General features: G+C 73.8%; 22 protein-coding genes. 5 read left to right on the top strand and 17 right to left on the bottom strand.

Translation table 11 applies throughout. The features are described 5' to 3' along the window. Nucleotides 1-4: 4 nt before the first annotated feature. From G5V58_RS18750 to cysS, 9 genes are all read right to left on the bottom strand, one after another. Nucleotides 5-565: a hypothetical protein gene (locus G5V58_RS18750; RefSeq protein WP_165236170.1), complete on the bottom strand. Its 561-nt coding sequence runs from the start codon at nt 563-565 to the stop codon at nt 5-7. After that, nucleotides 565-2,292, bottom strand: coding sequence for a choice-of-anchor P family protein (locus tag G5V58_RS18755; protein WP_165236173.1), 1,728 nt, complete (start codon nt 2,290-2,292; stop codon nt 565-567). Before G5V58_RS18755 ends, G5V58_RS18750 begins: the two co-directional genes overlap by 1 nt. Next, a complete protein-coding gene (locus G5V58_RS18760) occupies nt 2,289-2,996 on the bottom strand; it encodes an ABC transporter ATP-binding protein (RefSeq protein WP_165236176.1) in 708 nt (235 codons plus the stop codon). Before G5V58_RS18760 ends, G5V58_RS18755 begins: the two co-directional genes overlap by 4 nt. Continuing rightward, nucleotides 2,993-3,784, bottom strand: coding sequence for an ABC transporter ATP-binding protein (locus tag G5V58_RS18765; RefSeq protein ID WP_165236180.1), 792 nt, complete (start codon nt 3,782-3,784; stop codon nt 2,993-2,995). Before G5V58_RS18765 ends, G5V58_RS18760 begins: the two co-directional genes overlap by 4 nt. After that, nucleotides 3,774-5,738, bottom strand: a complete 1,965-nt coding sequence (locus G5V58_RS18770; protein WP_165236183.1) for a branched-chain amino acid ABC transporter permease — start codon at nt 5,736-5,738, stop codon at nt 3,774-3,776. The genes G5V58_RS18765 and G5V58_RS18770 overlap by 11 nt, the downstream gene beginning before the upstream one ends. 10 nt (nt 5,739-5,748) lie before the next feature. Continuing rightward, nucleotides 5,749-7,269 (bottom strand): ABC transporter substrate-binding protein, encoded by a 1,521-nt coding sequence (locus G5V58_RS18775; RefSeq protein WP_165236186.1) that lies wholly within the window; start codon nt 7,267-7,269, stop codon nt 5,749-5,751. 106 nt (nt 7,270-7,375) lie between these two features. Then, a complete protein-coding gene (locus G5V58_RS18780) occupies nt 7,376-8,929 on the bottom strand; it encodes a metallophosphoesterase (RefSeq protein WP_165236189.1) in 1,554 nt (517 codons plus the stop codon). 2 nt (nt 8,930-8,931) lie between these two features. Next, a complete protein-coding gene (gene rlmB / locus G5V58_RS18785) occupies nt 8,932-9,882 on the bottom strand; it encodes a 23S rRNA (guanosine(2251)-2'-O)-methyltransferase RlmB (RefSeq protein WP_165236192.1) in 951 nt (316 codons plus the stop codon). Next, nucleotides 9,882-11,258 carry a cysteine--tRNA ligase gene (cysS, locus tag G5V58_RS18790; protein WP_165236195.1) on the bottom strand — a complete coding sequence of 459 codons (1,377 nt, stop codon included), beginning with the start codon at nt 11,256-11,258 and terminating at the stop codon, nt 9,882-9,884. Before cysS ends, rlmB begins: the two co-directional genes overlap by 1 nt. 108 nt (nt 11,259-11,366) lie before the next feature. Here cysS and G5V58_RS18795 point away from each other — a divergent pair, with 108 nt between their 5' ends. Continuing rightward, nucleotides 11,367-12,839 carry an NHL repeat-containing protein gene (locus tag G5V58_RS18795; RefSeq protein ID WP_165236198.1) on the top strand — a complete coding sequence of 491 codons (1,473 nt, stop codon included), beginning with the start codon at nt 11,367-11,369 and terminating at the stop codon, nt 12,837-12,839. Nucleotides 12,840-12,976: 137 nt separating this feature from the next. On the opposite strand, the gene G5V58_RS18800 is transcribed toward G5V58_RS18795, so the two are convergent. Continuing rightward, on the bottom strand, nt 12,977-13,549 hold the full coding sequence (locus G5V58_RS18800; RefSeq protein ID WP_165236201.1) for a DUF6624 domain-containing protein: 573 nt from the start codon (nt 13,547-13,549) through the stop codon (nt 12,977-12,979). Between the two features lie 266 nt (nt 13,550-13,815). Between G5V58_RS18800 and G5V58_RS26420 the strand changes: the two genes are divergently transcribed. Further along, nucleotides 13,816-13,950 carry a hypothetical protein gene (locus G5V58_RS26420; protein WP_268991232.1) on the top strand — a complete coding sequence of 45 codons (135 nt, stop codon included), beginning with the start codon at nt 13,816-13,818 and terminating at the stop codon, nt 13,948-13,950. On the opposite strand, the gene G5V58_RS18805 is transcribed toward G5V58_RS26420, so the two are convergent. Genes G5V58_RS18805 through G5V58_RS18815 form a run of 3 tightly spaced genes read right to left on the bottom strand, consistent with a single transcriptional unit; the run spans nt 13,905 to nt 17,054 of the window. Further along, on the bottom strand, nt 13,905-14,360 hold the full coding sequence (locus tag G5V58_RS18805) for a response regulator (RefSeq protein ID WP_165236204.1): 456 nt from the start codon (nt 14,358-14,360) through the stop codon (nt 13,905-13,907). The two genes, G5V58_RS26420 and G5V58_RS18805, sit on opposite strands and share 46 nt — an antisense overlap. Beyond that, nucleotides 14,329-15,900, bottom strand: coding sequence for a sensor histidine kinase (locus tag G5V58_RS18810; protein WP_165236207.1), 1,572 nt, complete (start codon nt 15,898-15,900; stop codon nt 14,329-14,331). The genes G5V58_RS18805 and G5V58_RS18810 overlap by 32 nt, the downstream gene beginning before the upstream one ends. After that, the gene (locus tag G5V58_RS18815; protein ID WP_165236210.1) at nt 15,897-17,054 is read right to left on the bottom strand and encodes a SpoIIE family protein phosphatase; all 1,158 of its coding nucleotides are present in this window, start codon (nt 17,052-17,054) and stop codon (nt 15,897-15,899) included. The genes G5V58_RS18810 and G5V58_RS18815 overlap by 4 nt, the downstream gene beginning before the upstream one ends. A 143-nt stretch (nt 17,055-17,197) precedes the next feature. On the opposite strand from G5V58_RS18815, the gene G5V58_RS18820 reads away from it, so the two are divergent. Beyond that, nucleotides 17,198-18,421: a peptidase C39 family protein gene (locus tag G5V58_RS18820; RefSeq protein WP_230486741.1), complete on the top strand. Its 1,224-nt coding sequence runs from the start codon at nt 17,198-17,200 to the stop codon at nt 18,419-18,421. A 10-nt stretch (nt 18,422-18,431) separates the two neighbouring features. Next, entirely contained in the window at nt 18,432-18,983 is a 552-nt protein-coding gene (locus G5V58_RS18825; RefSeq protein WP_165236212.1) for a DUF6000 family protein, read from the top strand. Between the two features lie 237 nt (nt 18,984-19,220). Here the strand turns inward: G5V58_RS18825 and G5V58_RS18830 are convergent, their stop codons facing one another. Both G5V58_RS18830 and G5V58_RS18835 read right to left on the bottom strand, forming a co-directional pair. After that, nucleotides 19,221-19,991, bottom strand: a complete 771-nt coding sequence (locus tag G5V58_RS18830; protein WP_165236214.1) for an SDR family NAD(P)-dependent oxidoreductase — start codon at nt 19,989-19,991, stop codon at nt 19,221-19,223. Beyond that, nucleotides 19,988-21,586, bottom strand: a complete 1,599-nt coding sequence (locus tag G5V58_RS18835) for a molybdopterin-dependent oxidoreductase (RefSeq protein WP_230486742.1) — start codon at nt 21,584-21,586, stop codon at nt 19,988-19,990. The genes G5V58_RS18830 and G5V58_RS18835 overlap by 4 nt, the downstream gene beginning before the upstream one ends. 103 nt (nt 21,587-21,689) lie before the next feature. Between G5V58_RS18835 and ispF the strand changes: the two genes are divergently transcribed. After that, nucleotides 21,690-22,154: a 2-C-methyl-D-erythritol 2,4-cyclodiphosphate synthase gene (ispF, locus tag G5V58_RS18840; protein WP_230487379.1), complete on the top strand. Its 465-nt coding sequence runs from the start codon at nt 21,690-21,692 to the stop codon at nt 22,152-22,154. Here the strand turns inward: ispF and G5V58_RS18845 are convergent. Both G5V58_RS18845 and G5V58_RS18850 read right to left on the bottom strand, forming a co-directional pair. Further along, on the bottom strand, nt 22,151-23,065 hold the full coding sequence (locus G5V58_RS18845) for a hypothetical protein (protein ID WP_165236218.1): 915 nt from the start codon (nt 23,063-23,065) through the stop codon (nt 22,151-22,153). The two genes, ispF and G5V58_RS18845, sit on opposite strands and share 4 nt — an antisense overlap. Next, nucleotides 23,062-24,258, bottom strand: coding sequence for a zinc ribbon domain-containing protein (locus G5V58_RS18850; protein WP_165236220.1), 1,197 nt, complete (start codon nt 24,256-24,258; stop codon nt 23,062-23,064). The genes G5V58_RS18845 and G5V58_RS18850 overlap by 4 nt, the downstream gene beginning before the upstream one ends. Nucleotides 24,259-24,268: the final 10 nt, after the last annotated feature.

Consider the following 24,268-nt stretch of genomic DNA (forward strand, 5'->3'; position numbering starts at 1 on the left):
CCGGTCAGGGCCGGCAGACCCGGCAGGCGGTGAGGCCGCCGTTGTCCTCGCCGACCGCGCGCAGGTCGTCGCGGTGCGCGATGAGCGCGCAGTCGCGGCGGTGGATCGTGGTGCCGTCGCCCGCGGTCACCGGCAGGGCCGAGACGTCGAGCCCGTCCGATGTCGTCGAGGCCGCGCGCGAGGTCACGTCGGCCAGCACCAGCAGCGTGTCGGCGAGCCGGCGCTGGGCGTCGCGGTTGTCCTCGGCGATCCGGGCCAGCCAGGCCCCGAAGTAGAGGAAGCCGCCGACGAAGGTGAGCGCGAGGCCGCCGAAGCCGCCGGAGATGATGTAGGACTGCTGGTCGAAGCCGAACGGCGTGTTCGCGACGCCGTACCACCCCAGCAGGATGACCACGAGCCCGAGCGGCAGCAGCGTGGCGCCGACCCAGAAGAGCATCCTCTGGAACAGCTGGGAGTGGTCGTCCTTCAGCGGCGCCGCGCCGCTGCGGGACGCACCGGCGCGGGGCAGCGCGGTGCCGGAGCCGAGGCGGGAGCCGCTGGCTGGGGTGGCGGGCAGGGTCGTCATCACTGGACCTTTCGCAGATCGGGCAGACCGGACTCGAGACCGTGGGCGCAGGGGCCGGCGCCGCCGAGCACCAGCGCGCCGAGACGGCGCACGTGGCTGCCCGCGAACACCGCGCCCCCGAGCCCGGCCACGAGCAGGAACATCGGGATCGAGAAGAGCGGGGGCAGGCCCGCGGTGAGCGCGGCGTCGGTGAGCGGCGCCGGGGTCGCCTCGGGCGTCGACGTGGTCGGCACGCCGGCCGGTGGCGGCACGGTGCCGGTGCCGACGCCGCCCGCGCCCCCGCCGTCGCTGCCGCCGCCGGTCGCGCCGCCGGTGGTCGCGTCGGTCGGCTCGTCGCTCGGCTCGTCCGACGGCTCGTCGGTCGGGTCGTTGTCCGGCACGGTCGCGGGGATCTTGAGCGGCTGGACGGTGTCCACCGCGGCGGTGGTGTAGCCGAGGTGCAGCACCAGGCGCGGCGAGAGCTGGCCGACGGCACCGAGCAGGCTCTTGAGCGGCGCGGCCTCGGGCGGGAACGGGACCTGGGCCAGCAGCGGGCCGAGGTCGAGCCGGGACAGCACCGGCTCGAGCGTCTTGAGGTCGACGGTGACCACGAGCCCCTCCACGGTGCCGGACGCCTTGTCGCCGTCGGCCTTGTAGACCGGCTGGGGCAGGTCGAGGGTGATGCCGAGCTGGGCCAGCGCGGCGGCCGGGTCGTCCGGCAGCCCGGGGATCGGGGCGGGCGTGCCCTGGGCGACGTACCCCTCCGGGCCGATGCCGAAGGTCTGTCCGGCGATGGTGAGCGTGCCGTAGTCGGCCCGGCCCTTGGCCTCGCCCGTGACCCCGTCGCTGGCCGCGACCAGGGTGGTGGAGAGGCCGGACAGCGTGACCAGGCCGCCGAGCAGGCGCACGTCGCCGAGCGCGGCCCGCGACGTCGTCGTCACCTTCGCGCCGTCGGAGACCGAGTGCGCGTCGGCGACGTAGCCGTTGACGTCCACCACGGCCGCGAGCGCTGTGGGCAGCTGGCAGGCGGGGGGCTGCGTCGCGGGCGGCTCGGCGTCACCGGACGGGTCGGCCTGGGGCGACGCGGACGGGCCCGACGACGTCCGCCCGAGACCGAGCAGCCCGAGGACGTCGTCGAGGTTGTCGACCAGCGGCAGGTCGGGCAGCCCGGGCAGCAGGGGCTGGTCGCCGGACCCGTCGTCCCCGGGTCCGCCGTCGTCACCGGACCCGTCGTCGCCTCCCGTGTCGCCGCCGTCGCCGGCGTCGCAGTCGGTGGAGAAGCCGACCGTGGAGCGGGCCTCGCCCTTGGCCGACGTGGTTGTCATGGACGCGCCGGGCGCGGGGGTGTTCTGCTGGGTCGTGGTGTCGGAGGGGTACTGCGAGTTGACCTGGACGGGGTAGCCGTCCTCCACCGGCTGCGACGGCAGGCCGAGCTGCTCGAAGAAGGTCTTGAGCCCCTCGCCGATCGCATCGCCCGGCCACAGGAAGCTGGCCCGGCCGCTGGAGCCGGCGGAGTTGGCCTTGACCTTGCTGTAGCCGAGGTCGACCTCCCCCTGCGGCACCGTGGGCAGCGGGATGGTCGGCTCGAAGACCTCGATCTTGACCGGTGTGGCCACGCCGCTGCTGCTGTAGCCGCTGTAGGCGCCGCCCGTGCCGCTCGCGGCGGCCGCGGCGTGCGCCGGGACGGTCCAGCCCAGCGAGGTGGCCGCCAGTCCGGCGGCGAGGACAGGACCTGCGACGCGCTTCATGCCGCCCCTCCCAGGATGACGTCGGACATGGTGGCCAGCACCTCGCCGGGCTCGCCGGTCGCGACGACCCGGCCGCCGACCATGACGGCGGCGTAGTCGGAGACCCGCAGCGCGGTGCGGGCGAACTGCTCGATGCACAGGATCGAGACGCCGGTGGCGGCGATCTGCGCGACCGTCGCGTAGAGCTCGTCGACGATGAGCGGCGCGAGCCCCATGGACAGCTCGTCCAGGATGAGCAGCGCCGGGTCGGAGGCCAGGGCGCGCGACATGGCCAGCATCTGCTGCTCGCCGCCGGACATGGTCCCGGCCAGCTGGTGGCGGCGCTCGTGCAGGCGCGGGAAGAAGGAGTACGCCGTGTCGAGGACCGCCGGGGCCGCGACGCCGGCGTACGACATGAGGCGGAGGTTCTCCTCGACGGTGAGGTTGGGGAAGACCGACCGGCCCTCGGGCACGGTGCACAGCCCGACCCGGGCCAGGTCCTCCGGCCGGGCGTCGCGCACGTTGACGCCGCCGAGGTGGACGTCGCCGGAGGTCGCCTTCTTCTGGCCGCTGATGATCGTGGTGAGCGTCGACTTGCCGCCGCCGTTGGGGCCGAGCAGCGCGACGACCGCACCCTGGGGGACGGTCAGGTCGACGCCGCGGAGCACCTCGATCCGGCCGTACGCCGCGTGCACGTCGACGACCTCGAGGATGGGGACGCTCATCCTGCGACCTCCTGCACCGCGGGCAGCACGAGCGTCTGGTCGGGCCCGTCGGGCTCGTCGACCGCGCCGAGGTAGGCCTGCTGGACGACCGGGTCGCGGCGGATCTGCGCGGGCGAGCCGGAGGCGATGACGCGGCCGAAGTCGAGCACGTGGATCTCGTCGCACACCGACATCACCAGGTCCATGTCGTGCTCGACCATGAGGATGCCGCGACCCTCCGCGGCCAGGTCGCGCAGGAGCTGACCGAACGCGTCGGTCTCGGTCTCGTCCTGGCCCGAGGACGGCTCGTCGAGCAGCAGCAGCCGCGGGTCGCCGGCCAGGCAGCGGGCCAGCTCGAGCAGCCGCGCGGTGCCGGTCGGGACGGAGTCGGCCCGCTCGTCGGCGTAGGCCGCGATGCCGACCCGCTCGAGCAGCCCGTCCACGTCGGCGCGCGAGGGCCGCACGAGGCCGAGCAGGCCGCGGTGGATGTCGTGGGCCACGCGGACGTTGTCGCGCACGGTGAGCGAGCCGAACGCCTCCAGGCGCTGGAAGGTCCGGCCCATCCCCCGCTTGGCCCGGCGGTGCACCGGCGTGTGGGAGACGGTGCGACCGCGGAAGCGGACCCGGCCGCGGGTCGGCTTCTGCAGGCCGCTGATCACGTTGAAGCAGGTGGTCTTGCCGGCGCCGTTGGGACCGATCAGGCCGGTCACCCGGCCGGCCTCGGCCACGAAGGACGCGTGGTCGACCGCGGTGACGCCGCCGAACTGGACGACGACGTCCTCCACGGACAGCAGGGGTTCAGTGGGCATGGGCCGGCACCTTCGTCTCGGGCGCGGTCTCGGTCGCGGTCACGGGCGCCTCCGGCTCGTCGCCGGGCGCGGCCGGTCCCGGCAGGACCGGGAGGCTGGCCCGGATCGAGGGGCCGATGCGCCGCTCGGCCAGTCGGCCCAGCGTGAACAGCTGGTTGGCCAGCCCGTTGGGGTCGCGGGCCAGCAGCACGGCGCCGACGGCGAGGACCACGAACATCAGCCCGGCCACCGACGGGTGGTCGGCCTGGAGGACCGGCAGCTCCATGAGCGCGACGCCGCCGAGCACCGCGCCGGTCACCGAGGTGACGCCGAAGACGGCCGCGCAGAGCAGGAGCAGCAGGCTGTTGAAGTAGATGAAGTCGCCCGCGCCGACGGTCTGGCGCAGCCCGGCGAACAGCGCCCCGGCCACCCCGGCGATGCCCGCGGACAGCGCGAAGAGCCCGACGCGGAACCACCGCAGGTCCAGCCCCAGCGTCCCGCACGCGGCGGGGCTGTCGCGCATGGCGATGAGCATCCGGCCGACCGCGCCGCGGCGCAGCAGCAGCACGGCCCAGCCGATGAGGACCAGGAAGAGCGTCATCACCACGACGTAGGGACCGGTGGACTCCACCGCGACACCGGGGAAGGAGAGCCGGCGGGCCGGGAGGGTGTTGTTGAACCCGAAGGCGAAGTCGGCCTGGAAGACCATCTTGTCCATGATCGCGGCGAAGGCGAGCGTGGCCAGGGCGAGGTAGAGCCCGGTCAGGCGCAGCACCGGCAGCGCGACGAGCGCCCCGACGCCGGCGGCGACCAGGGCCGAGACGAGCAGGCCGTAGAGGTTGGGCTGGTCGAGCTTGGCGTAGGTGAGGGCGCCGACGCCGGCGAAGGTCAGCTGGGCCAGCGACACGTGCCCGCCGTACCCGGTCAGCAGCACCAGCGAGAGCATCACGATGGCGAAGGTCGCGGCGGTGCCGATGAGCAGCAGGTTCGCCTCGGACGCGGCCCCGGCCATGAGGCTGACCAGCAGCACCAGGCCGAGGCTCCAGCCGAGCGTGCGCCGCAGCGGGGGCAGCGGGGCGGAGACGGTGCCCTTGACCTGGCCGATGCGCAGCTGCGCCTGCGGCAGGGCGACGACGACGGCGAAGAGGAACAGCGCCGGCACGACGTTCTTGGCCTGGCCCAGGACGCCGTCGACCTGGACGTAGGCCGTGACGTAGGACGTGAGCAGGCCGAGACCCATGGCGCCCGCGAAGGTGAGCGGCAGGCTCGTGAGCCTCCCGAGCATGGCCGCGGCGTAGGCGTTGATGACCAGCAGGGTGAGCGCGTAGTAGTCCAGCCCGACCGTGGAGACCAGCAGGATGCCGCCGAGCCCGGCCAGCGAGACGCCGATCATCCACGCCAGCGTGGCGACCCGGTCGGGCTTGCCGCCGAAGAGCCGGAGGAGCTCGGGGTTGTCCACCGACGCGCGCATCGCGGTGCCGATCCGGGTCCGGGTGAGGAGCACGAACAGGCCGACCGCGACGACGACCGAGGCGATGATCGTGATCAGCTGGTGGGCGGTGATGGTGGCGCCGGCGACGGTGAACGTCGTGCCCGCGAAGAACGGCAGCACGGTGCGCGACTCGACCGGGTAGATCTGCTGGGCGGCGCCGATGCAGCCCACCAGGAGCGCGACGGTGACCACGAGCGCGACGCCGGCCGGCGCGTCGCCGAGGCCCTTGGCCACGAACCGGGACAGGAACCACCCGATGGCCGGCGCGACCACCAGCAGCACCAGCGCGAGGGCCACCGGCGTGGGCAGGCCCTGGCGGACGCTGAAGTCCCAGAACACGAAGGACAGCAGCATGCCGAGGGCGCCGTGGGCGATGTTGAAGACCCGGGTCGTGGCGTAGGTCAGCACGAGCCCGCTCGCCGCGATGGCGTACGCCGCACCGGAGAACAGCCCGAAGAGCGTGTAGGCCAGGAAGCTGCTCATCGTCGTCCCCTCAGCCCTGGTTGGTGCCGGCGCAGAGGTACTTGCTGCCGCCCACCGGCTGCCAGGCGCCGCCGTTGAGCTGGATGAAGCGCCAGCAGTCACCGGTGCGCTTGCTGCCGACGTGCTGCGGCGCGGTGAGCTCGTTGGCCGTCCAGTTGTCGGTCTTGCTCAGCGCGTCGACCAGCGTCTGCCGGCTCAGCTTGCCGCCGAGCTCGGTCGCCTTCTCCACGAACAGCCGCGCCGCCGACCAGGAGAAGACGCCGAAGAACGACGGGTCCGCGCCCGGGCTGACCTGCTGCAGCCAGCTCAGGTAGAGCTGCATCTCCTTGTTGCTGTCGGCCTCCTCGAAGGGCACGAAGTTCAAGAACACGACGGTCTTGTCCACGGCGTCGCCGCCGGAGCTGACGTAGTCGGGGATGTAGTCGGTGGGGTCGCGGAGGTAGACGTCGGGCTCGTACCCGACCTGCTGGAAGGCCTGCGCGAGCCGCACGGAGTACTGGTAGGGCCCGGTCCAGAAGACCGCCTTGACGCCCTTGTCCTTGAGCTGCTGGGCGTACGGCGCGAAGTTGAACTCCGAGACGTCGATGCCCTGCACCACGTCGAAGGTGAGCCCCTGCTTGGCCATCGCCCGGGCCGACGCCGGGCCGTTCTCGGCCGCCGCGCCGGCGTTGGTGTAGAGCACCGCGGCGTGCGCGGCGGCGTCCGGGTAGTTCTGCTTGATGAACTCCCCCGGCGCGTTCTCCCACTCCCCGGTGTTGGTCGACTGGGCGGGGAAGCAGGTCGCGCAGGAGTTGCGGTCCTTGGTCACCGCGGCCGAGCGGATGTCGGGCAGGCCGCACGAGGCGGTCGTCGCGGCCCCGCCGGAGTCGAAGGCGCCCATCGAGCCGACGGTCGCGAAGGTCTCCGCGCACGCCTTGGTGTAGGCCTGCTGGTCGGCGCCGGCGTCGGTGCGGCTGTCGTAGGTGATCAGGTTGAGCTTGCGCCCGCAGATGTCGCTGGTGGCGTTGAAGTAGGCGACGTAGGCCTTGACCGCGTCCTGGCTGGACTGGAACAGACCCGGGACCGGGCCGGAGACGTCGGCCACGTTGCCGATGGTGATCTCGGAGTCGGTGATGCCGGGGCCGTTCTGGAAGCCGTCGCAGCTCGCGCCCTTGCCGCCGCCGTTGGCCGAGTTGTCGTCGTCGCTCTGGTCGCCCTTGCCGCCGCCACCGCCGCCGCCGGTGGTGCCGCCGCCCGAGCCGCCCGTCGTGCCTCCGGTGCCGCCGCCGGTGCCGCCGGTGCTGCCGCCGGTCGTGCCGCTCGTCGTACTGCCACCGCCGGCCGGCGCACCCCCGGCGGTGGTGGTCCCGCCGGCCGTGGTGGTGTCGCCACCGGTGGTCGTGCCGGGCACGGCCTCACCGGCGGAGTTGACCGTCTCACCGGAGCCGCCGGTGGCGCCGGCCACCTCGTCGGGGTCGAGCTGGGAGCCGCAGGCGGCGAGCGCCAGGGCCAGCACGGCCGTCAGGGCGGCGCTCGCGGGGAGTCGGGGCACGGGGTCCTCCAGGCGCGGAACTAGAACGTGTACTAGTCCGACAACGACGCCTGCCGCGAAAGGTGACGGCGGTCACGGGTCGGGGGTTCCCGGCTCCGGGGTACCGCTACTCCTCGCTCGGCCCGGTGGGCGCCAGGACGACGTACGGGTCGACGGTGAAGTCGCCCGTGGTGCCGAGGGTCACCGCCTGGACGCCGACGGGGCGGCCGTCGCGGTAGGTCACCAGCGAGATCCCCGCCGGGCGGCGGACGGCGGCGCCGACGGCGATGGCGTACGCCGCGCCGCCGGTGGTGCCGGTCGTGTAGCTGTAGCCCACCGCGCCGTTCGCGCCGGTCACCTCGGTCGGTCCGCCCTGGACGTGGAGGTGACCGCCGAGGACCAGGTCGGCGCAACCGCGGGCCAGGGTCTCGTCGCCCATGTTGGCGTCGTGGACCAGGACCGTGCCGATGCGCTCGCCGTCCGCCTCGGCCGCGCAGGCGGCGTCGGCGATGCGGTCGGCGACCTCGTCGAAGGTGAGCCCCGACTCGTCGCGCCAACTGCCGAGGCCGCTCGAGCGCGGGTCGCCGACCCCGAGCAGCCGGACGCCGGCCGGACCGTCGACCACGTCCCCGTCGAGCACGGTCCAGCCGTGGTCGGCCAGGTAGCGGCCCACGAACGTGCCGTGGTCGTGGTTGCCGGTGACGGCCCACTTGACGTCGGCGTACGGGCCGTCGTCGAAGGCGGCGTCGAGGGAGTCCAGCGAGAAGGCCTCCCAGGTGCTGCCGGTCGAGGTGTCGTCGCCGGCGTCGAAGACGGCCTGGGCGCCGGCCGCGTCGCCCACCGCGCGGGCCACCCGGTCCATGCCGATGTTGTCGTGGCGGTCGCTGACCAGCAGCACCAGGCTCTCGCCGTCCTCCGGCCGGCGCAGGTCGAGGTCGGCCGCGGCCTCGGCGGCCTCGCGGTAGAAGGTCTCGCCGTTGCGGTAGGTGCCCACCGCGCTCTCGACGAGGCGCCGGGTCTGGCTGGTGGTGACGTCGCCGCGGACCTCGACCCGCTGCAGCTCGGTGGGGATCGGCACGTCCGGGCCGAGGAACCGCGCCAGGCTCTCCCAGCCCTCCTCGCGGTCCAGGGTGTCCTCGTCGTCCTCCCACGGCTGGAGCGCGACCACGCCGACCAGCGCCACCAGGGCCAGCAGCGCGACCGTGCGCCGGCGGCTGCGCGGGCGGTCGACGAGCGCGTGGCGACGCCGGGGCCCGACCAGCAGCCACAGCACGATCGGCAGCAGGGCCAGCGCGCCGCCGCGGACCACCGACTCGATGGCCAGGTCGGCCAGCACCTCCTGGACCCGGGCCTGCGGACCCTCGGGCTGGCTGGCGATGAGCGCGTAGCGGTCCACCAGGTCCGCGGTGCTGGCCGCGTCGGTCTTGCCGAGCGTGATCTCGACGCCGAACCGGCTGTCGGTCGGCACCCGCACGTCGGGCAGCACCGGACCGGTCAGCAGCACGACGTGGCCGGACAGGTCCGGGCGCAGCACCGCGTCGTGGCTGGCCAGCGTGGTCTCGCGGCTGCTGTGCAGGAACAGCGCGCCCGCGCACACCACGGTGAGCACGACCCACGTCAGGACGTAGGCGGTGCCGACGAGCAGCCGGCGGCGCACCCCTCGGCGGACTCCCGGGCGCACTCCTAGGCGCGCGCCTGAGCGACGGCGTACAGCGCGACCGAGGCGGCCACCCCGGCGTTGAGCGACTCGACCTGGTTGGCCATCGGGATGGAGACGAGCTGGTCGCAGGTCTCGGCCACCAGCCGGGACAGGCCGTCGCCCTCCGAGCCCACGACCACCACCAGCGGCCCGTCGGCCAGGTCGAGGTCGGGCAGGCTGACGTCGCCGTCGGCGGCCAGGCCGACCACCATGCAGCCGGCGTCCTGGTAGGCCTTGAGCTGGCGGGTGAGGTTGACGGTCTGGGCCACCGGGATGCGCGCGGCCGCGCCCGCGCTGGTCTTCCACGCCGAGGCGGTCATGCCCGCCGCGCGCCGCTCGGGGATGAGCACGCCGTGCGCGCCGAACGCCGCCGCGCTGCGGATGGCCGCGCCGAGGTTGCGCGGGTCGGTCACCTGGTCGAGGGCCACGATCAGCGGCTCCTCGCCGGCCTCGCGGGCGCGCTCGAGCAGGTCGTCGGCGTGGGCGTACTCGTAGGCCGGGATCCGCGCCGCCAGCCCCTGGTGGACCGCGCCGCTGGTCATCCGGTCCAGCTCGTTCTTGGTGACCTCGAGCAGCCCCATGCCCTTGTCCTGGGCCAGCCGGAACGCCTCGCGCAGCCGGCCGTCGCGCTCGGCCCCCTCCGCGACGTACAGCGTCTGGACGGGGATGCCCTCGCGCAGCGCCTCGACCACGGAGTTGCGGCCCGCGATCCACTCGGCGTCGCCGGTGGTGCGGCGCTTCGGGCTCCTGCTCGGCGAGGCGGCGGTCTTCTCCGCCTTCTTCGCGGCCTTGTGGGCCTTGTGGTACGGGCGGTCCTTGGCCTTGGGCGTCGGACCCTTGCCCTCCAGGCCGCGACGGACCCGGCCGCCCGACCCCGCCGTCGGCTTCTTGGCGGTCTTGCGGATCGAGCCCTTGCGCTGGCTGTTCCCTGGCATCAGGCCAGACTCCATTTCGGTCCGGTCGGGGTGTCCTCGACCTCGATGCCCGCGGCCTTGATCCGGTCGCGGATGGCGTCGGCGGTGGCGAAGTCCTTGGCCTCGCGTGCCGCCTGCCGCTGCTCGAGCAGCCCGGCGACCAGCGCGTCGACCGCACTGGTGAGCTTCTCGTCCTGGGCCCCGCCGCTGCTCGGCCACGCCGGGTCGGCCGGGTCCAGGCCGAGCACGTCGAGCATGGCCCGCACCTGCGCGGCGTACGGCGCCGGGTCGTCGGCGCGGTTGCCGTCGCGCACGGTGTCGAACAGGACCGCCACCGCGGCCGGCGTACCGAGGTCGTCGTCCATCGCCGCCGCGAACGCCTCCGGCACCTCGGCGCGCTCGACGCCACCGGCGCGCTCGAGGAAGCTCTCGATCCGCTGGAACCCGGCCGCGGCCTCGTCGAGCGCCTCGAAGGAGAACTCGACGTGGCTGCGGTAGTGCGCCGCCACCAGGTAGAAGCGCAGCTCGATGCCCCGCACCCGCTCCAGCACCGACGGGATGAGCAGGCTGTTGCCCAGCGACTTGCTCATCTTCTCGCCCGCGGTCGTGATCCAGGCGTTGTGCACCCAGTACGACGCGAAGGGCCGGCCCGCCGCGCGCGACTGGGCCTGCTCGTTCTCGTGGTGCGGGAAGCGCAGGTCCACGCCGCCGCCGTGGATGTCGAAGGCCGCGCCGAGGTACTTGCCGGCCATCGCCGAGCACTCGATGTGCCACCCCGGCCGCCCCCGGCCCCACGGGCTCGGCCAGCTCGCGGTCTCGGGCTCGCTCGCCTTGTGCCCCTTCCAGAGCGCGAAGTCGCGCGGGTCGCGCTTGCCCCGCGGATCGGCGTCGGCCGCCGCCTCCATGTCGTCGATGCGCTGGTGGGTCAGCTCGCCGTACGACGCCCACGACCGCACGTCGAAGTAGACGTCCCCGCTGCCGTCCGACGCGGCGTAGGCGTGGCCCCGCTCGATCAGCTCCGAGATCAGCTCGACCATCTCCGGCACGTGCCCCGTCGCCGCCGGCTCGTAGGTCGGCCGCGCGACGTTGAGCGCCTCGTAGGCCCGCGCCAGCTCGCGCGACATGTCGTAGGCCAGGTTGTACCAGGGCCGGCCCTGCTCGGCCGACTTGGTCAGGATCTTGTCGTCGATGTCGGTGACGTTGCGGATGAACGTCACCTCGTAGCCCGAGTGCCGCAGCCAGCGCTGGAGCACGTCGAAGTTCACCGCGCTCCGCACGTGCCCGACGTGCGGCTCCGACTGCACCGTCAGGCCACAGAGGTACAGCCCAGCCTTGCCCTCCTCGAGGGGCACGAAGTCACGGACTTCGCGGGTCTGGGTGTCGTAGAGCCTGAGCACTGCCCGATTCTAGTGCGCTGGGCCGCCTCCGGCCGACACGCGGCGGGCGAGATACCCTCCACTCGACGAGGCTGGCGCTCGGCGTACCGGCTCCCTAGGGTCGGCGACATGACACGGGGACGCGGCCGCGCGGCCGTCTCGATCACCCTCGCCCTGCTCGCGTCCGCTCTGGCCCTGGGGGCGGCGGCACCGGCGCAGGCGGCCCCGGTCGTGACGCCGATCGCGATCCCGGGTGCGCAGGCGACCAACGGAGTGGCGGTGGCCGCGGACGGGTCGGCGTGGGTCGCGGTCGAGCGGTACGACGGCTCCACCGGCCAGCCCACCCCCAGCACGCTGGCCCGGATCGCCCCCTCCGGTGAGGTGACGCAGACCGCCGCACTCGGCGGACTGCCGGCCAACGTGGCCGTGGTCGGCAACCGGATCTGGGCGACGGTCCCCTCCCTCATGAAGATCGCCGTGGTGGATCCGGCCAACCCGGCGAACCCGACCTTCCTCTCCGTCCCGGCCGGCCACTGCGGGCCGGTCGGCGTGGTCGACGGAGGGAACGGGAAGGCCTACCTCAGCCTGCCCCAGACCGACGGCTGCGCGAGCGCCAGCGAGATCGCGGTCGTCAACTACGGCAACGGCTCCAACGCCCTGACCTACCGGTCCGGCAAGGGCACGGCCTTCGACCTGGTGGTCGGCGCCGGCAGCCTGATCGTCCCCGACCACGACGGCGACGTCGTACGACGCCTGACCCTGGACGCCGCGGACAGCCTCCCGGTGACCGCCACCTGGACCGCCCCGGCCGGCTCCTCCGGCCCCACCGGCATCGGGATCGCGCCGGACGGCGCGGTGCTGGTCACCTACGACGGAGGTGGCGGCGTCGGCCGCGTCGCCCCCGCCGCGGCGAGCGGACCGCTCGGCTCCTTCGCCACCGGCCTGTCCGACCCGTACGGCGTGGCCAGCGTCGGCTCGGACGTCTACGTCGCCTCCTCCGCCCTGAACGGGGGTACGTCGAGCGTGCTCGTCGTGCACCCCGACGGCACCCGGGAGTCGCTGACCCTGCCCGCCGGGACCAAGGCCTGGGACGTCGCCGCCGCCGGCACCACGGCGTACGTCACGGACCGGGCGAACGGCCGGCTCCTCCGCCTCGCTCCGCCCCCCGCCGCCGGCTCCCCAGCGCGTGGCCGCCAAGGTCAAGGTCGCGGCGTCCGCCAAGGGCGACGTCACGCGCTGGCGCACGATCACCGTCAAGGGCCTGGCCGGCGGGGAGACGATCAAGGTCTCCTGCCGCGGGAAGGCGTGCCCCCAGGGGACGAGGTCGCAGACCTCGAAGGCCAAGAAGCCCGGCAAGCTCAAGGTCGGCAAGAAGCTCGCCGGCGCCTCGCTGCCGCGCGGCACCAAGATCACCGTCACGGTCACCGCCCCGGGCCTCGTCGGCACGGTCACCACGGCCAAGACCCGTGCCGGCAAGAAGCCGAAGGTGACCACGAGCTGCCTGGCTCCGGGCGCCCGGCAGCCCTCGGCCTGCTGACGGCACCACCCACCCGCCCGAGGAGGCGTCCTGGGGCTCGAGGTCCCCGAGCGCCTCACCCCTGACCAGCGACGGGTGCTGCACGACCTCGCCCGCCGGCTCGCTCGGCCTGGTGACCGCGACGCTCGACGGCGACTCGACGGCCATCCGCTCGACCTTCCGGCGCGTGGAGCAGCTCTGTGGGGCGAGCCGACCCCAGGGGTCAGCCCGGGCCCGCCTCCTGACCGGCCGCGGCCTCGTCGGAGCACATCAGGGCCAGCTCGGCGTAGTAGGTCGCCAGGGGGTCCATGCCGGCGCGGTGCCGGAGGCTGTCCACGTCGTCGGGCCGCTTGAGCGGGGTCGCGGGGCGGGGCTCCCCGTCCCGGCACCGCACCTGGCTGCCGTAGACCTGGGGCACGCCGGTGTTCACCGCGACCCGGTCGGCGAGGTAGGCCACCTCGGTCCGGTCGGCCTGCCCGGCACGGAGGGCCACCGTCATCTGCGCGAGCGCCCACTGCTGGAACGCCACGTCGAAGTCCGCGTGCTGCGCGACCAGCCACGCCGCGGTGCCGCCCTGCTTCCCCACCTGGTCGTGGGTCGGCCAGCCACGCACCTCGACGATGCGCCGCAGCCGCTGCGCCCGGTCGTAGTCGCGCGCCGGCGGCAGCTTGGTCCCCGGCGGCAGCCCGCCCCCGGTCCGCTCCAGCTGGTCGGCGGCCAGCATGTCCAGCAGCTCGTCGCGCAGCTGCTCGTCGTCCGTGGGGACTGGGGCATCCAGTGGGGTCGCGGTCGGCACGCTCAACGGCGTCTGTCGGGGCGACGAGGACGAACCAGAGGACGAACCGAGGGACGAAGAGGCGAGGGTCGGATCGGGCGTCGACCCGGCGCGCGGCGACGCACCCGACGAGCAGCCCGCCAGCCCGAGCACCACGACGCAGGAGCCGACCGCGAGGCGCCACGGCCTCCGCCCACCACGGACCACGAGGTCACCTCCTCGTCGCGCTCGATGACCTGACGCCATCGTCGCACCACCCGAACCGACACCTGGGACCGTTCGCCGAGGTGGTCCGTCAGATCGACGACTTCTTCGGGAACGTCGCCGAGCTGCTGGAGTGGCCCGACGACGAGCGAGGGACGAGCGAGGAGGAGGGCTACTCGGGCAGCTCGGCCACGTTCCCGAAGAAGTCGTCGATCTGACGGACCACCTCGGCGAACTGGTCGAAGTCCACGGGCTTGCTGACGTGGACGGAGGCGTGGAGGTCGTAGGACTTCATCACGTCGTCCTGGGCCTGGCTGGTGGTCAGCACGACGACGGGGATGCGGCGCAGGTCGGGGTCCTGCTTGACCTCGGCGAGGACCTCGTGGCCGGACTTCTTCGGCAGGTTGAGGTCGAGCAGGATGAGGTCGGGCTTGATGGCCTCGCCGTACGGCGCCTCGCGGTGCAGGTAGCTCATGGCCTCGACGCCGTCGGAGACGACGTTCAGGTCGGTGGAGAGCCGGCCGGCGGCGAGGGCCTCGCGGGCGATCATCACGTCGCCGGGGTCGTCCTCGACGAGGAGCACGGAGAGCGGCTGGTCAGGTCGCAACGGGTAGCGCGGGTTCATCATCGTCCGCCGTCTCCGGGTGGGGTTGCGTGGTGGGGAGGGTGAACTGGAACCTAGCACCCGGCCCGTCCTTCTCGGCCAACCACAGGCGACCGCGGTGGAACTCCACGATCTTGCGGCACAGGGCGAGGCCGATGCCGGTGCCGCCGTACTGGTCGCGCAGGTGCAGGCGCTGGAAGATCTGGAAGATCCGCTCGGCGTACTGCGCGTCGATGCCGATGCCGTTGTCGTCGACGGTGATGGTGCACTCGTCGGCGGTCTGCTCGACCGAGATGCGCACGTGCGGGGGGCGGGACGGGTCGCGGTACTTCACGGCGTTGCCGACCAGGTTCTGCAGCAGCGCGGTGAGCAGGGTGGCGTCGCCCGGGACGGTGGGCAGGGGGTCGTGCTCGACGACGGCGTCGGACTCCTGGAGCTCGAGCTCGAGGTTGCTCAGGGCGCGCTCGAGCTTGAGCTCGAGGTCGACGGGGCGGAACTGGTCGGTGGTGCGGCCGACGCGGGAGAAGTCGAGCAGGTCGTTGATGAGGATCTGCATGCGCTTGGCGCCGTCGACCATGAAGGCGATGTAGGTGCGGGCCTTGTCGTCGAGCTGGTCGGCGTACTGGCGCTCGAGGAGCTGGCAGAAGTTCGTCACCTTGCGCAGCGGCTCGGAGAGGTCGTGGGAGGCGACGTAGGCGAACTGCTCGAGGTCGGCGTTGGAGCGGGCCAGCTCGGCGCTGCGCTCGGCGATGCGCTCGCGGGCGCGCTCGAGGCGGCCGATCTGGCTGGCCAGCGACCCGCGCATGGAGTCCACGTCGGCGGCGAGCCCCTGGATCTCGGCCGGACCCTCCTGCGCGATCTCCAGGTCGAGGTCGCCGCGGGCGACCTGGCGGGTCTGGGCGACCAGACCGTCGATCGGTCGCAGGACGCCGCGGCGCAGCCCGCGGGCCAGCGCGAGGCCGGTCAACAGCAGCAGCGCCGTCCCCACGCCGCCGGCGATCCACAGATAGGTGAAGGCGCGCTCGCGTTCGTCGGAGACCTCGGCGCGCTTGTCGTCCAGGGCCTGGGTGAGCTGGGCCGAGGCCGCGCGGATCCGGTCGAACGACGCGCGCGCCTCCTCGGAGGCCGCGCGCTCGCCGGCGCCGGTGTCGCCCGCGCGCACGGCGGCGATGATCGGCTCGGCGTAGTCGGTGTGCCAGGCGGTGATCGCGGTGACGGTGGCGTCGTAGAGCCGCAGGAGCTCGGGCTCGTCGCGCACGTAGGCGCGCAGCGTGCCCTGCGCGCCGGTCTCCAGCAGCGTGTAGACGTCGTAGGGCTCGAGCAGCGCCTCGTCCTGGCCCAGCGCGTAGCCGCGCATGCCGGTCTCCTCGTTGACCATGGCGTTGAGGAGGTTCTGGTTGACCTGGTACGCCGGGTCCCAGTGGTCGAGGAGCTCGTCCCCGGTCTGCTTGACGTTCCAGAGCAGGTAGGCGACGGCCACCAGGAGGGCCAGCAGCAGCGCGAGCACGCCGGCGATGGCGCGGAAGGTGCGGGTGCGCAGGCTCCAGGCGCCCGCGGAGCTCACGCCGGCTCTCCCACGGTGAGCACGACGAGCGCGGTGTCGTCGACGGCCTGGGTCGGCGCGCGGTGCACGACGGAGCTGAGCAGCTGCTCGGGCGTGGCGCCGCCGGTGAGCACGTCGGCGGTCACCGCGAGCAGCTCGTCCAGGCCGACGCTGCCGAGGTCGTCCACGCTCCGGTAGGCGTCGAGCAGCCCGTCGGTGTAGAGCAGCAGCGACGCCCCCGGCGCCAGCGCGGACCGCGTCACCGGGAACTCGGACTGGTCGTCGCCGTCGACGTGTATGCCGAGCGGCGGGCCGAAGCCGACGTCGACGTACGACGCCTCGCCGCCCACGCAGCGCAGCGGCGGCGGGTGCCCGGCCACCCGGACCTCGACGGCGAGGTCGCGGTCGATGGTGAGGTCGCAGGCGGTGACGAAGATCCCGCCGGAGGTCTCGGCGTCCAGCAGCCGCGACATGGTGTCGAGGATCTGCTCGGGCGGCACCTCGGCCAGGACCAGCCCGCGCCACGCGACCCGGAGGTGCACGCCGAGCGCGGCCTCGTCCGGCCCGTGGCCCATCACGTCGCCGATGATCGCGCGGACCCGGCCGTCCTCGGTCTCGACCACGTCGAAGAAGTCGCCGCCGAGCACGGCCTGCGCGCGGCCGGGCCGGTAGTGGCTGTGGCAGCTGACGAAGTCCGAGCGCAGCAGCGGGCGGGGCAGCAGCCCGCGCTCGAGGCGGGAGTTCTCCGCGGCCAGCAGGCGCTCCTCGCGCAGCTGGAGCTCGGTGACCGCGGTCTGGCGGCGCTGCACGGCGTACCGGATGGTGCGGTCGAGCAGCTCGGGGGTGAGGTCGTCCTTGATCAGGTAGTCCTGCGCGCCCGCGGCGACCGCCTCGACGCCGGCCTTGTCGTGGCGGCCGGTGAGCACGATGACCGGGATGCTGGTGACCTCGGCGACCACGGTGTGCAGCGCGCTGAGCCCGGAGGCGTCCGGCAGGCCCAGGTCGAGCAGCACGCAGGCGGGGTCCAGGGCCAGCGCCTCGACGCCCTCGGCGACGGTGCGGCACCAGGTGACGTCGGCCTCGGCGAGCCCCGCGTCCTTGAGGCACTCGCGCACGAGGAGCGCGTCCCCCTCGTCGTCCTCGACGAGCAGGACCCCGGACAGGCTCTGGGTCACGTCCCCGCACACCTCTGTCGTCTCCGGGCGCCGTCCCTGTGGGCTCCGGGCAGTCGCACCCTAGCCCGGACGCCGCCTCGTGGGGCCGAAGTGGCTGAAGTGTTCCTGTGACGGGTGTGGTGGGAGTGACGTAGCCTCGAGCGGTGCGTCGGCTCTTCCCCCTGACCGCGGCCTGTTCCCTCGCCCTGGCGGCGGGGATGCTGGCCAGCGTGCCCGTCTCCGCGGCTCCCGCGCCCGCGGATCGGCTCGTCTCCTTCACCCGGCTGCCGTTGATCGGCGGCGAGCGCACCGGACTGCGGCTGCGCGACGGCGCGCTCGTGCTCAAGGACGGCGCGCAGCGCAGCCGGGCCTACCGCGGCACCCGCTACAGCGTCGGCACCTGGACCTCCGACCCCGTCGCCCCCGGCTTCGGCTTCACCCAGCTCGTGGCGTCGTGGTCCGCGACCACCCCCCGCAACAGCTGGGTCGAGGTCCGGGTCCGCGTCACCGGCGCCACCACCGGCCGGTGGCTGGTCCTCGGGCGCTGGGCGTCGCAGGACAAGCACGTGCGCCGCACCTCGCTCCCCGGCCAGTCCGACGCCCTGGGCCGCGTCGACGTGGACACCTGGAAGTCGGCCACCGGCGCCTCCTCCTACCAGCTCCAGCTGCGCCTGATGCGCCGCGCGGGCGCCCGCTCCGCCTCGCCGTCGGTGTCGTACGCCGGCGCGGTGGCCTCCCAGCTGCCGGCCTCGGCGCCCGCCACCTCGGCCCCCGGCGTCGCGCGCGGCGTGGTCCTCGACGTGCCGCGGTTCTCGCAGATGGTCCACAGCGGCGAGTTCCCGCAGTTCGGCGGCGGCGGCGAGGCCTGGTGCTCACCCACCTCGACCGCGATGGTGCTCGGCTACTACGGCCGGCTGCCCGCCGCCTCGGCGTACGCCTGGGCCGGGCCGCGCACCGAGCCCTGGGTGGACGAGGTCGCGCGCCGGACCTACGACGCGGCGTACGAGGGGACCGGCAACTGGCCCTTCAACACCGCCTACGCCGCCTCCCGCGGCCTGGACGCCTTCGTCACCCGCCTGCGCTCACTGGCCGAGGCCGAGACCCTGGTCGCCGCCGGCATCCCGGTGATCATCTCGGTGTCCTTCTCCTCCGGCGCCCTCGCCGGCGCGCCCATCTCCTCGACCGCCGGCCACCTGCTGGTCGTCGTCGGCTTCGACGCCACCGGCAACCCGGTGGTCAACGACCCGGCCGCCTCCACCTCCGCCGGCGTGCGCCGCACCTACGACCGCGGCCAGCTCGAGCGGGCCTGGCTCGAGGGCTCGGGCGGCACGGCGTACGTCCTCCACGACGCGGCGCACCCGCTGCCGGCGAGCCCGGGGAACTGGTAGGCCTGCACCCGTGCCCGGCCACGGCAGCCCCGAGCTGGACGCCGCCGTCGCGCGCTACGTCGTGCCCGAGCGCCGCTACCTGCGGCTCCTGCACGGCGCCTTCCTGGACGACGCCGACGCCGACGCGTTCGTCCAGGCCCTGAGGTCGGACGCCGCTCGCGTCAGCGACGACGAGCTGGACCTGCTGCTCGGCCACGAGTGGCGCGCGCGGCTGACCGCCGCCTGGCTGGTGGCGGCCGACCGGCGTGCGGCGTACGTCGACCCGCTCGGCGGTCACCTGCTGCGGGACGAGTCGACCTACGCCGGTCAGGGCTACTGCGTGGCGCTGGCTGCGGTGGGCGGCGCACCCGCGCGTGGCCACCTCCTCGCGTACCTCGAGCGTCTGCGGTCCCTCTCGGACGTCCGCTCCGACCGGGAGTGGGCGCTGGCCGCCCTGCTCGTGGCGGACAGGCGCGACGGCAGCACCGACGCCGGCCCGTTCGTCACCGGCGACGGGCGGGCAGAGCCCCTCGGTGAGCGGGTGGCCCACCTGGAGCGACTGCTCGCACACCTGGAGGGGTGAGGCGGGCGTCACGTGGGTACCGGTCCGCTCAGCCGATGGGGTACCAGACGCCCCACCGACAGAGGGAGAAACCAATGTTGTGGACCATCCTGATCATCCTGGCGATCATCGCGCTGGCCCTGTTCATCCTGAACAACGTCCGGGGCCGCCGCCGGCTCTGACCGGCAGGTCTCCTGACACCGCCCCCGTCCGGCCCCGTCTGGGGAGGGCCGCGGGGGCGTTGTCGCACCCCGGGACCTAGACCGACCAGCCGCCGTCCACGTCGAGCTTCTGGCCGGTGACGAAGCCGGCGCGGTCCGAGGCCAGGAACGCGACGGCCTCGGCCACGTCCACCGCCGTGCCGAACCGGGCGAGCGGGATGTTGGCGCGGGTGACGGCGAGGGCGTCCTCGGAGAGGTCGCCCGAGTCGATCAGCCGCGCGGCCATGCCGTCGGTGAGCATGCCGGGGCCGACGGCGTTGAGGCGCACGCCGAAGCGTCCCTCCTCCGCGGCGAGCCCGCGGACCAGCGCCTCGACGGCGCCCTTGGGTCCCGCGGAGAGCCCGTCGCGCACCGGGTAGCGGCTCGTGGCGGCGGTGGTGACCACCACGACCGAACCCGCGCCGTCGCGCAGGTGTGGGAGCGCGGGGTGCACGACGTTGAAGAAGCCTGCGGCGTCCTCGGCCAGCTGCGCGGCCATCTCGGCCGGCGCGACGGTGGACAGGTGGCGCATCGGCACATGCGGGCCGGCCGCGTGGACGAGCGTGTGCAGCCCGCCGTACGTCGACGCGACGTCGGCCACGAGCGTCGCGCAGGCCGCGGCGTCGGTGACGTCGAGAGCGTGCGCGGAGGCGCGGCCACCCCAGGCCCGCACCTCCTCGACGGCGAGCTCCGCCGCGGCCGCGTTGGCCCGGTAGGTCAGCGCGACCGAGGCGCCGCGCTCGGCCAGCAGCCGCACGACGGCGAGGCCGATGCCGCCGCTGCCGCCGGTGACGAGCGCCGCGCCGGGGCGGTCCGCGAAGTCGCTCACGACGCGGTGAAGTCGACCTGGTGCCAGCCGGTGGCGCCGTCGGGGAGCACGCCGCGGTCGACGCCGGTCTGCACGTTGCCGTCGGCGTCGATGGCGCGCACCTGGACCAGGTGGTCGCCGGGCTCGACGTCGACGACGCCCTTCCACTGCACCCAGGTGTCGAGGGTCTCGACCTGACCGATCTCGGCGCGGGTCCACGGGCCACGGTCGACCTGGAACTCCACGCCGCTGATGCCGGTGTGCTGCATCCACGCCACACCACCGAACGCGACCTGACCGGCGGCGACCTCGTCGCCGGAGCGGGGCACGTCGATGCGCGAGGCGATCTTGACCGGGCCCCTCTCGCCCCAGCCGCGCTCGGTCCAGTACGCCGTGATGTCCTCGAAGCGGGTGACCTCCCAGTCCACGACCCACTTGCACGCCGAGACGTAGCCGTAGAGACCGGGCACGACGGTGCGCACGGGGAAGCCGTGCTCGATCGGCAGCGGCTGGCCGTTCATGGCCACGGCGAGCATGGCGTTGCGCTCGTCGGTGAGGGCGGCGAGCGGGGTGCCGCACGTCCAGCCGTCCTCGGAGGTCTGCAGCACGGCGTCCGCCCCCGCGTCGACGCCGGCGAGGGTCAGCAGGTCCGCGGTCTTCACACCGCTCCACCAGGCGTTGCCGACCAGCGAGCCGCCGACCTCGTTGGACACGCAGTTGAGGGTCATCCAGGCCTCGTCGAAGCGACGCTCGACGAGGTCGGAGTAGGTGAGCGTGATCTCGCGGTCGACCATGCCGTGGATGCGCAGCTGCCAGTCGCGCGGCTCGATGGTGGGCACCACGATCGCGGTGTGGATCAGGTAGAAGTCGTCGTTGCGGGTCTGCCACGCCGCGACGCCGTCGAGCCCGACGCGCGCCGAGGCCGGCACCCTCGGCTCGCTCACCTGCGGCAGCCGCAGCAGCCGGCGGCTCTCCTCCACGCGGCGCCGGCCGCGCCCGACGACCCGGCCGACCGTGGTGAGCACCGCGGCGCCGGCGGCGACCACGCCGGCGCGGAGGAGGAAGGACCGGCGGGTGTGCTCCGGCGGGGCCAGCTCGGCCTCGCCGCCCCCGCCGACGAGGTCGAGGGACTCGACGCGGGCCTCGCCGGGCACGGTCACGAGCTCGTGCGCGGCCGCGAGCTCGCCGCGCCGCAACGGCTCGGTGAGCAGCGAGAGCGTGACCAGCCAGGTCACGAAGCCGACGGCGACCGGGATGTGGTCGGTGAGCGTGGCGCCACGCTGGGTGGCCACGCCGACGGCACCCACCGCGGCGAGCGCGGCGTACACCAGCGTCGGCGCCCACCAGATCCGCCGGGCCAGCCGGCCGGCCCAGGCGAAGAGCAGCCCGCAGAAGACGAAGATCCCGAGCAGCAGCAGCGGCTTGTCGAGCCGGCCCACGAGCCCGATGAGGTACTCCGCGAGCCAGCCGGGGGTGAGCCGGATGACCAGCTCGGCCACCGCGACCACCGGTGACTCCCGGATCGTCATGGCCATCGCCACGAAGTAGCTGGTGGCCAACCCCGCGGCGCCGGCCGCGAGGCCGGCGAGCGACCACGCTCCGCGGAACGACCTCACCCGGCGATTGTCCCCCACGGGTGGAGTTCGGAGCCGACGCGGCGTCCGGACCGGACGCGGACGGGGCATGATGCGGCGGGTGAGCCAGCTGCCGCGGGTCGGGATGGGCGTCGACGTGCACCGGTACGCCGAGGGTGTGCCGCTCCACCTCGCCGGCCTGGCCTGGCCCGACGAGCCCGCCGGCCTGGAGGGCCACTCCGACGCCGACGTGGCCGCCCACGCGCTCTGCGACGCGCTGCTGTCGGCGGCCGGCCTCGGCGACCTGGGCTCGAACTTCGGGACCTCCGAGCCGCAGTGGGCCGGCGCCTCCGGCGTGGCGATGCTCGAGGAGACCGCCCGGCGGGTGCGTGCGGCCGGCTACGAGATCGGCAACGGCGCCGTGCAGGTGGTGGGCAACCGGCCCAGGCTCGGTCCGCGGCGCGCCGAGGCCGAGGCCGCGCTCAGCGCCGCGGTCGGCGCGCCGGTGACGGTCTCGGCGACCACCACGGACGGCCTGGGCCTGACCGGCCGGGGCGAGGGCGTCGCCGCCCTCGCCACGGCCCTGGTGGCCAGCACCGAGCAGATCTAGCCGAGCCCGGCGAACCGGTTGAACGTGTTGTCCACGATCGGCGCCATCTCCTCGTAGGAGCTCTCGAAGTCCTCCGCGGGCAGGTGCTCGATGAGGACGACGAGCAGGGTGCCGTCCTGGCGGATGCCGACGTACATCTCACCGTGGACGCTCATCGACCCCTGGTTGTCGACCCACAGGGCCTCGTAGCCGAGCGCCGCCACCGACACCACGGAGCCGAACGGCTGCAGTGGCACGACGTCGCTGGTCTGGCGCTGGGTGTAGCTCTCCGGCGGCAGGAAGACGTCGAGGTTCTGCGCGATCACGTCGCTCGCGGCCACCGACGGGTCCAGGGTCGTGGTGAAGGCGAACGAGTAGCTCCCCGAGCCGTTGGTCTGGCCGACGTTCTGGTCGTCGGAGAAGGTCACCTCCCAGCCGTCGGGCACGAACACGTCGACGTCGGTGGCCGCCATGGTCTGCGCGCTGCCACCGCCCGAGGTGCCGGGGTCCGGCGTGGGCTCGTCGCCGCCGTCGCTCGGCTCGGCGCTCGGCGAGGACGAGAAGCCGCCGCCGGTGCCGGGCGAGACGCTGCCGACCGAGGACGGCCCGTCCGAGGAGTCGCCGGTGTCGTCGCGCACCGCACCACCGCCGGCGGCGGCGAAGCCGCGGACCGTCGGGGCCTGCGCGTGGGCCGCGACCCGCGGGGCGCTCTGGCCGGCCGAGCCGACCCCGGTGCCGCTGCCGGGCTCGAGCCGCGGCTGCACCGAGACCGGGTCGGGGTCGAAGGCCACGCCGGCGATGCCGCCGAGCGCGCCGACCGCGACCGTGGCCGCGGTGATGAGGCCGATGACCTTGAGGCGGCTGCTGTTGAAGTAGTCCTGTGCGCCCGCCACCGGAGCGGTGGGGCGAGGAGCGGGGGTCGGGGCGCTCACGCCGCACCGCCGTTCGTCGGAGCCGCGGGTGGGGTCGACGCAGCGGGCACGCTGCCCACCCCCATCGCGCGCTTGGCCTGCCGCGAGCTCGAGCGCACCGAGGTGCCGCACACGATGCAGAACGACGCGTTGGGCAGCAGCATGTTCTCGCACTCGGGGCAGAAGGTCTCGAGGAACGTCGAGCGCTTGTCCTCCGAGCCGTCGCCCTTGGCCGCGGCCTCGACGGCGGCCTCGAGCAGCGCCACCTGCAGCATCATCCGGATCTTGAGGATGAGTGCCGCGAGGATGACCAGGCCCCAGAGCAGACCGAGCATGTTGCCGAACGGCAGGTAGGCCAGCAGCCGGACGCCGAGCCAGAAGGCGATGTTGGCGACCACGGCGAGCCCGAAGTTGGCGAAGTACGCCGGCGTGAAGCCGTCGTAGCCCTCCCCCTTGCCCGAGAACGCCGCGACCGCGATGCCGGTGGCGGTGCCGTAGATCAGCGACTTCACCACCATCACGTTGAGCACGACGACGATCCAGGAGCCGATGCCGGACTCGGTGCGGAACTCCTGGGCGGTGAAGACCGAGGAGTAGACCACCAGCGTCTCGAACGCGGCGTACGCCGTGCCGGCGGCGACGCCGAAGGTCAGCCCGTCGATCATGTCGTCGAAGGCGTCGCGCGAGGCGAGCAGGACGGCGAAGACGTTCTTGGCGACCTCGGCCACGACCGGCAGCAGCACCGCGAAGATGAGCAGCGCCGGGAAGGACAGCGCCCCGATGCCGCCGCGCGAGCGACCGCCGCCGGAGAAGCTGGCCCACTGGCCGTCGAAGACCCACTCGTAGAAGAAGAGCGAGACCAGCACCGCGAGCGCGCCGGTGGCGACGAAGAGCCCCACCACGACCGCGGCGGGCGCCTCCTCCCACAGGTTCACGTCGTCGATGTAGACGATGTAGGTCAGGGGCACCAGGAACGCCGCGGCGGCGATCGCGATCGGCAGCAGGCCGAGCGCGGTCGCGCCGAGGATCAGCACCCCGGACAGCACCATGGCCCAGCGGTAGTTGTCGGCCGAACGCCGCGAGGTGTGCGGCATGACCGTGGAGATCAGGGCGAGCTGGGTCACCCCCTCGGCGGTCTGGACGGCGTAGTCGCCCATCCGCTTGGCGTCACCGGCCCGCAGCGACGTACCGCAGCGGTGGCAGAACGACGCCACCTCCGGGTTC

It is taken from the genome of Nocardioides anomalus, assembly GCF_011046535.1.
GTDB classification, from domain to species: Bacteria; Actinomycetota; Actinomycetes; order Propionibacteriales; family Nocardioidaceae; genus Nocardioides; species Nocardioides anomalus.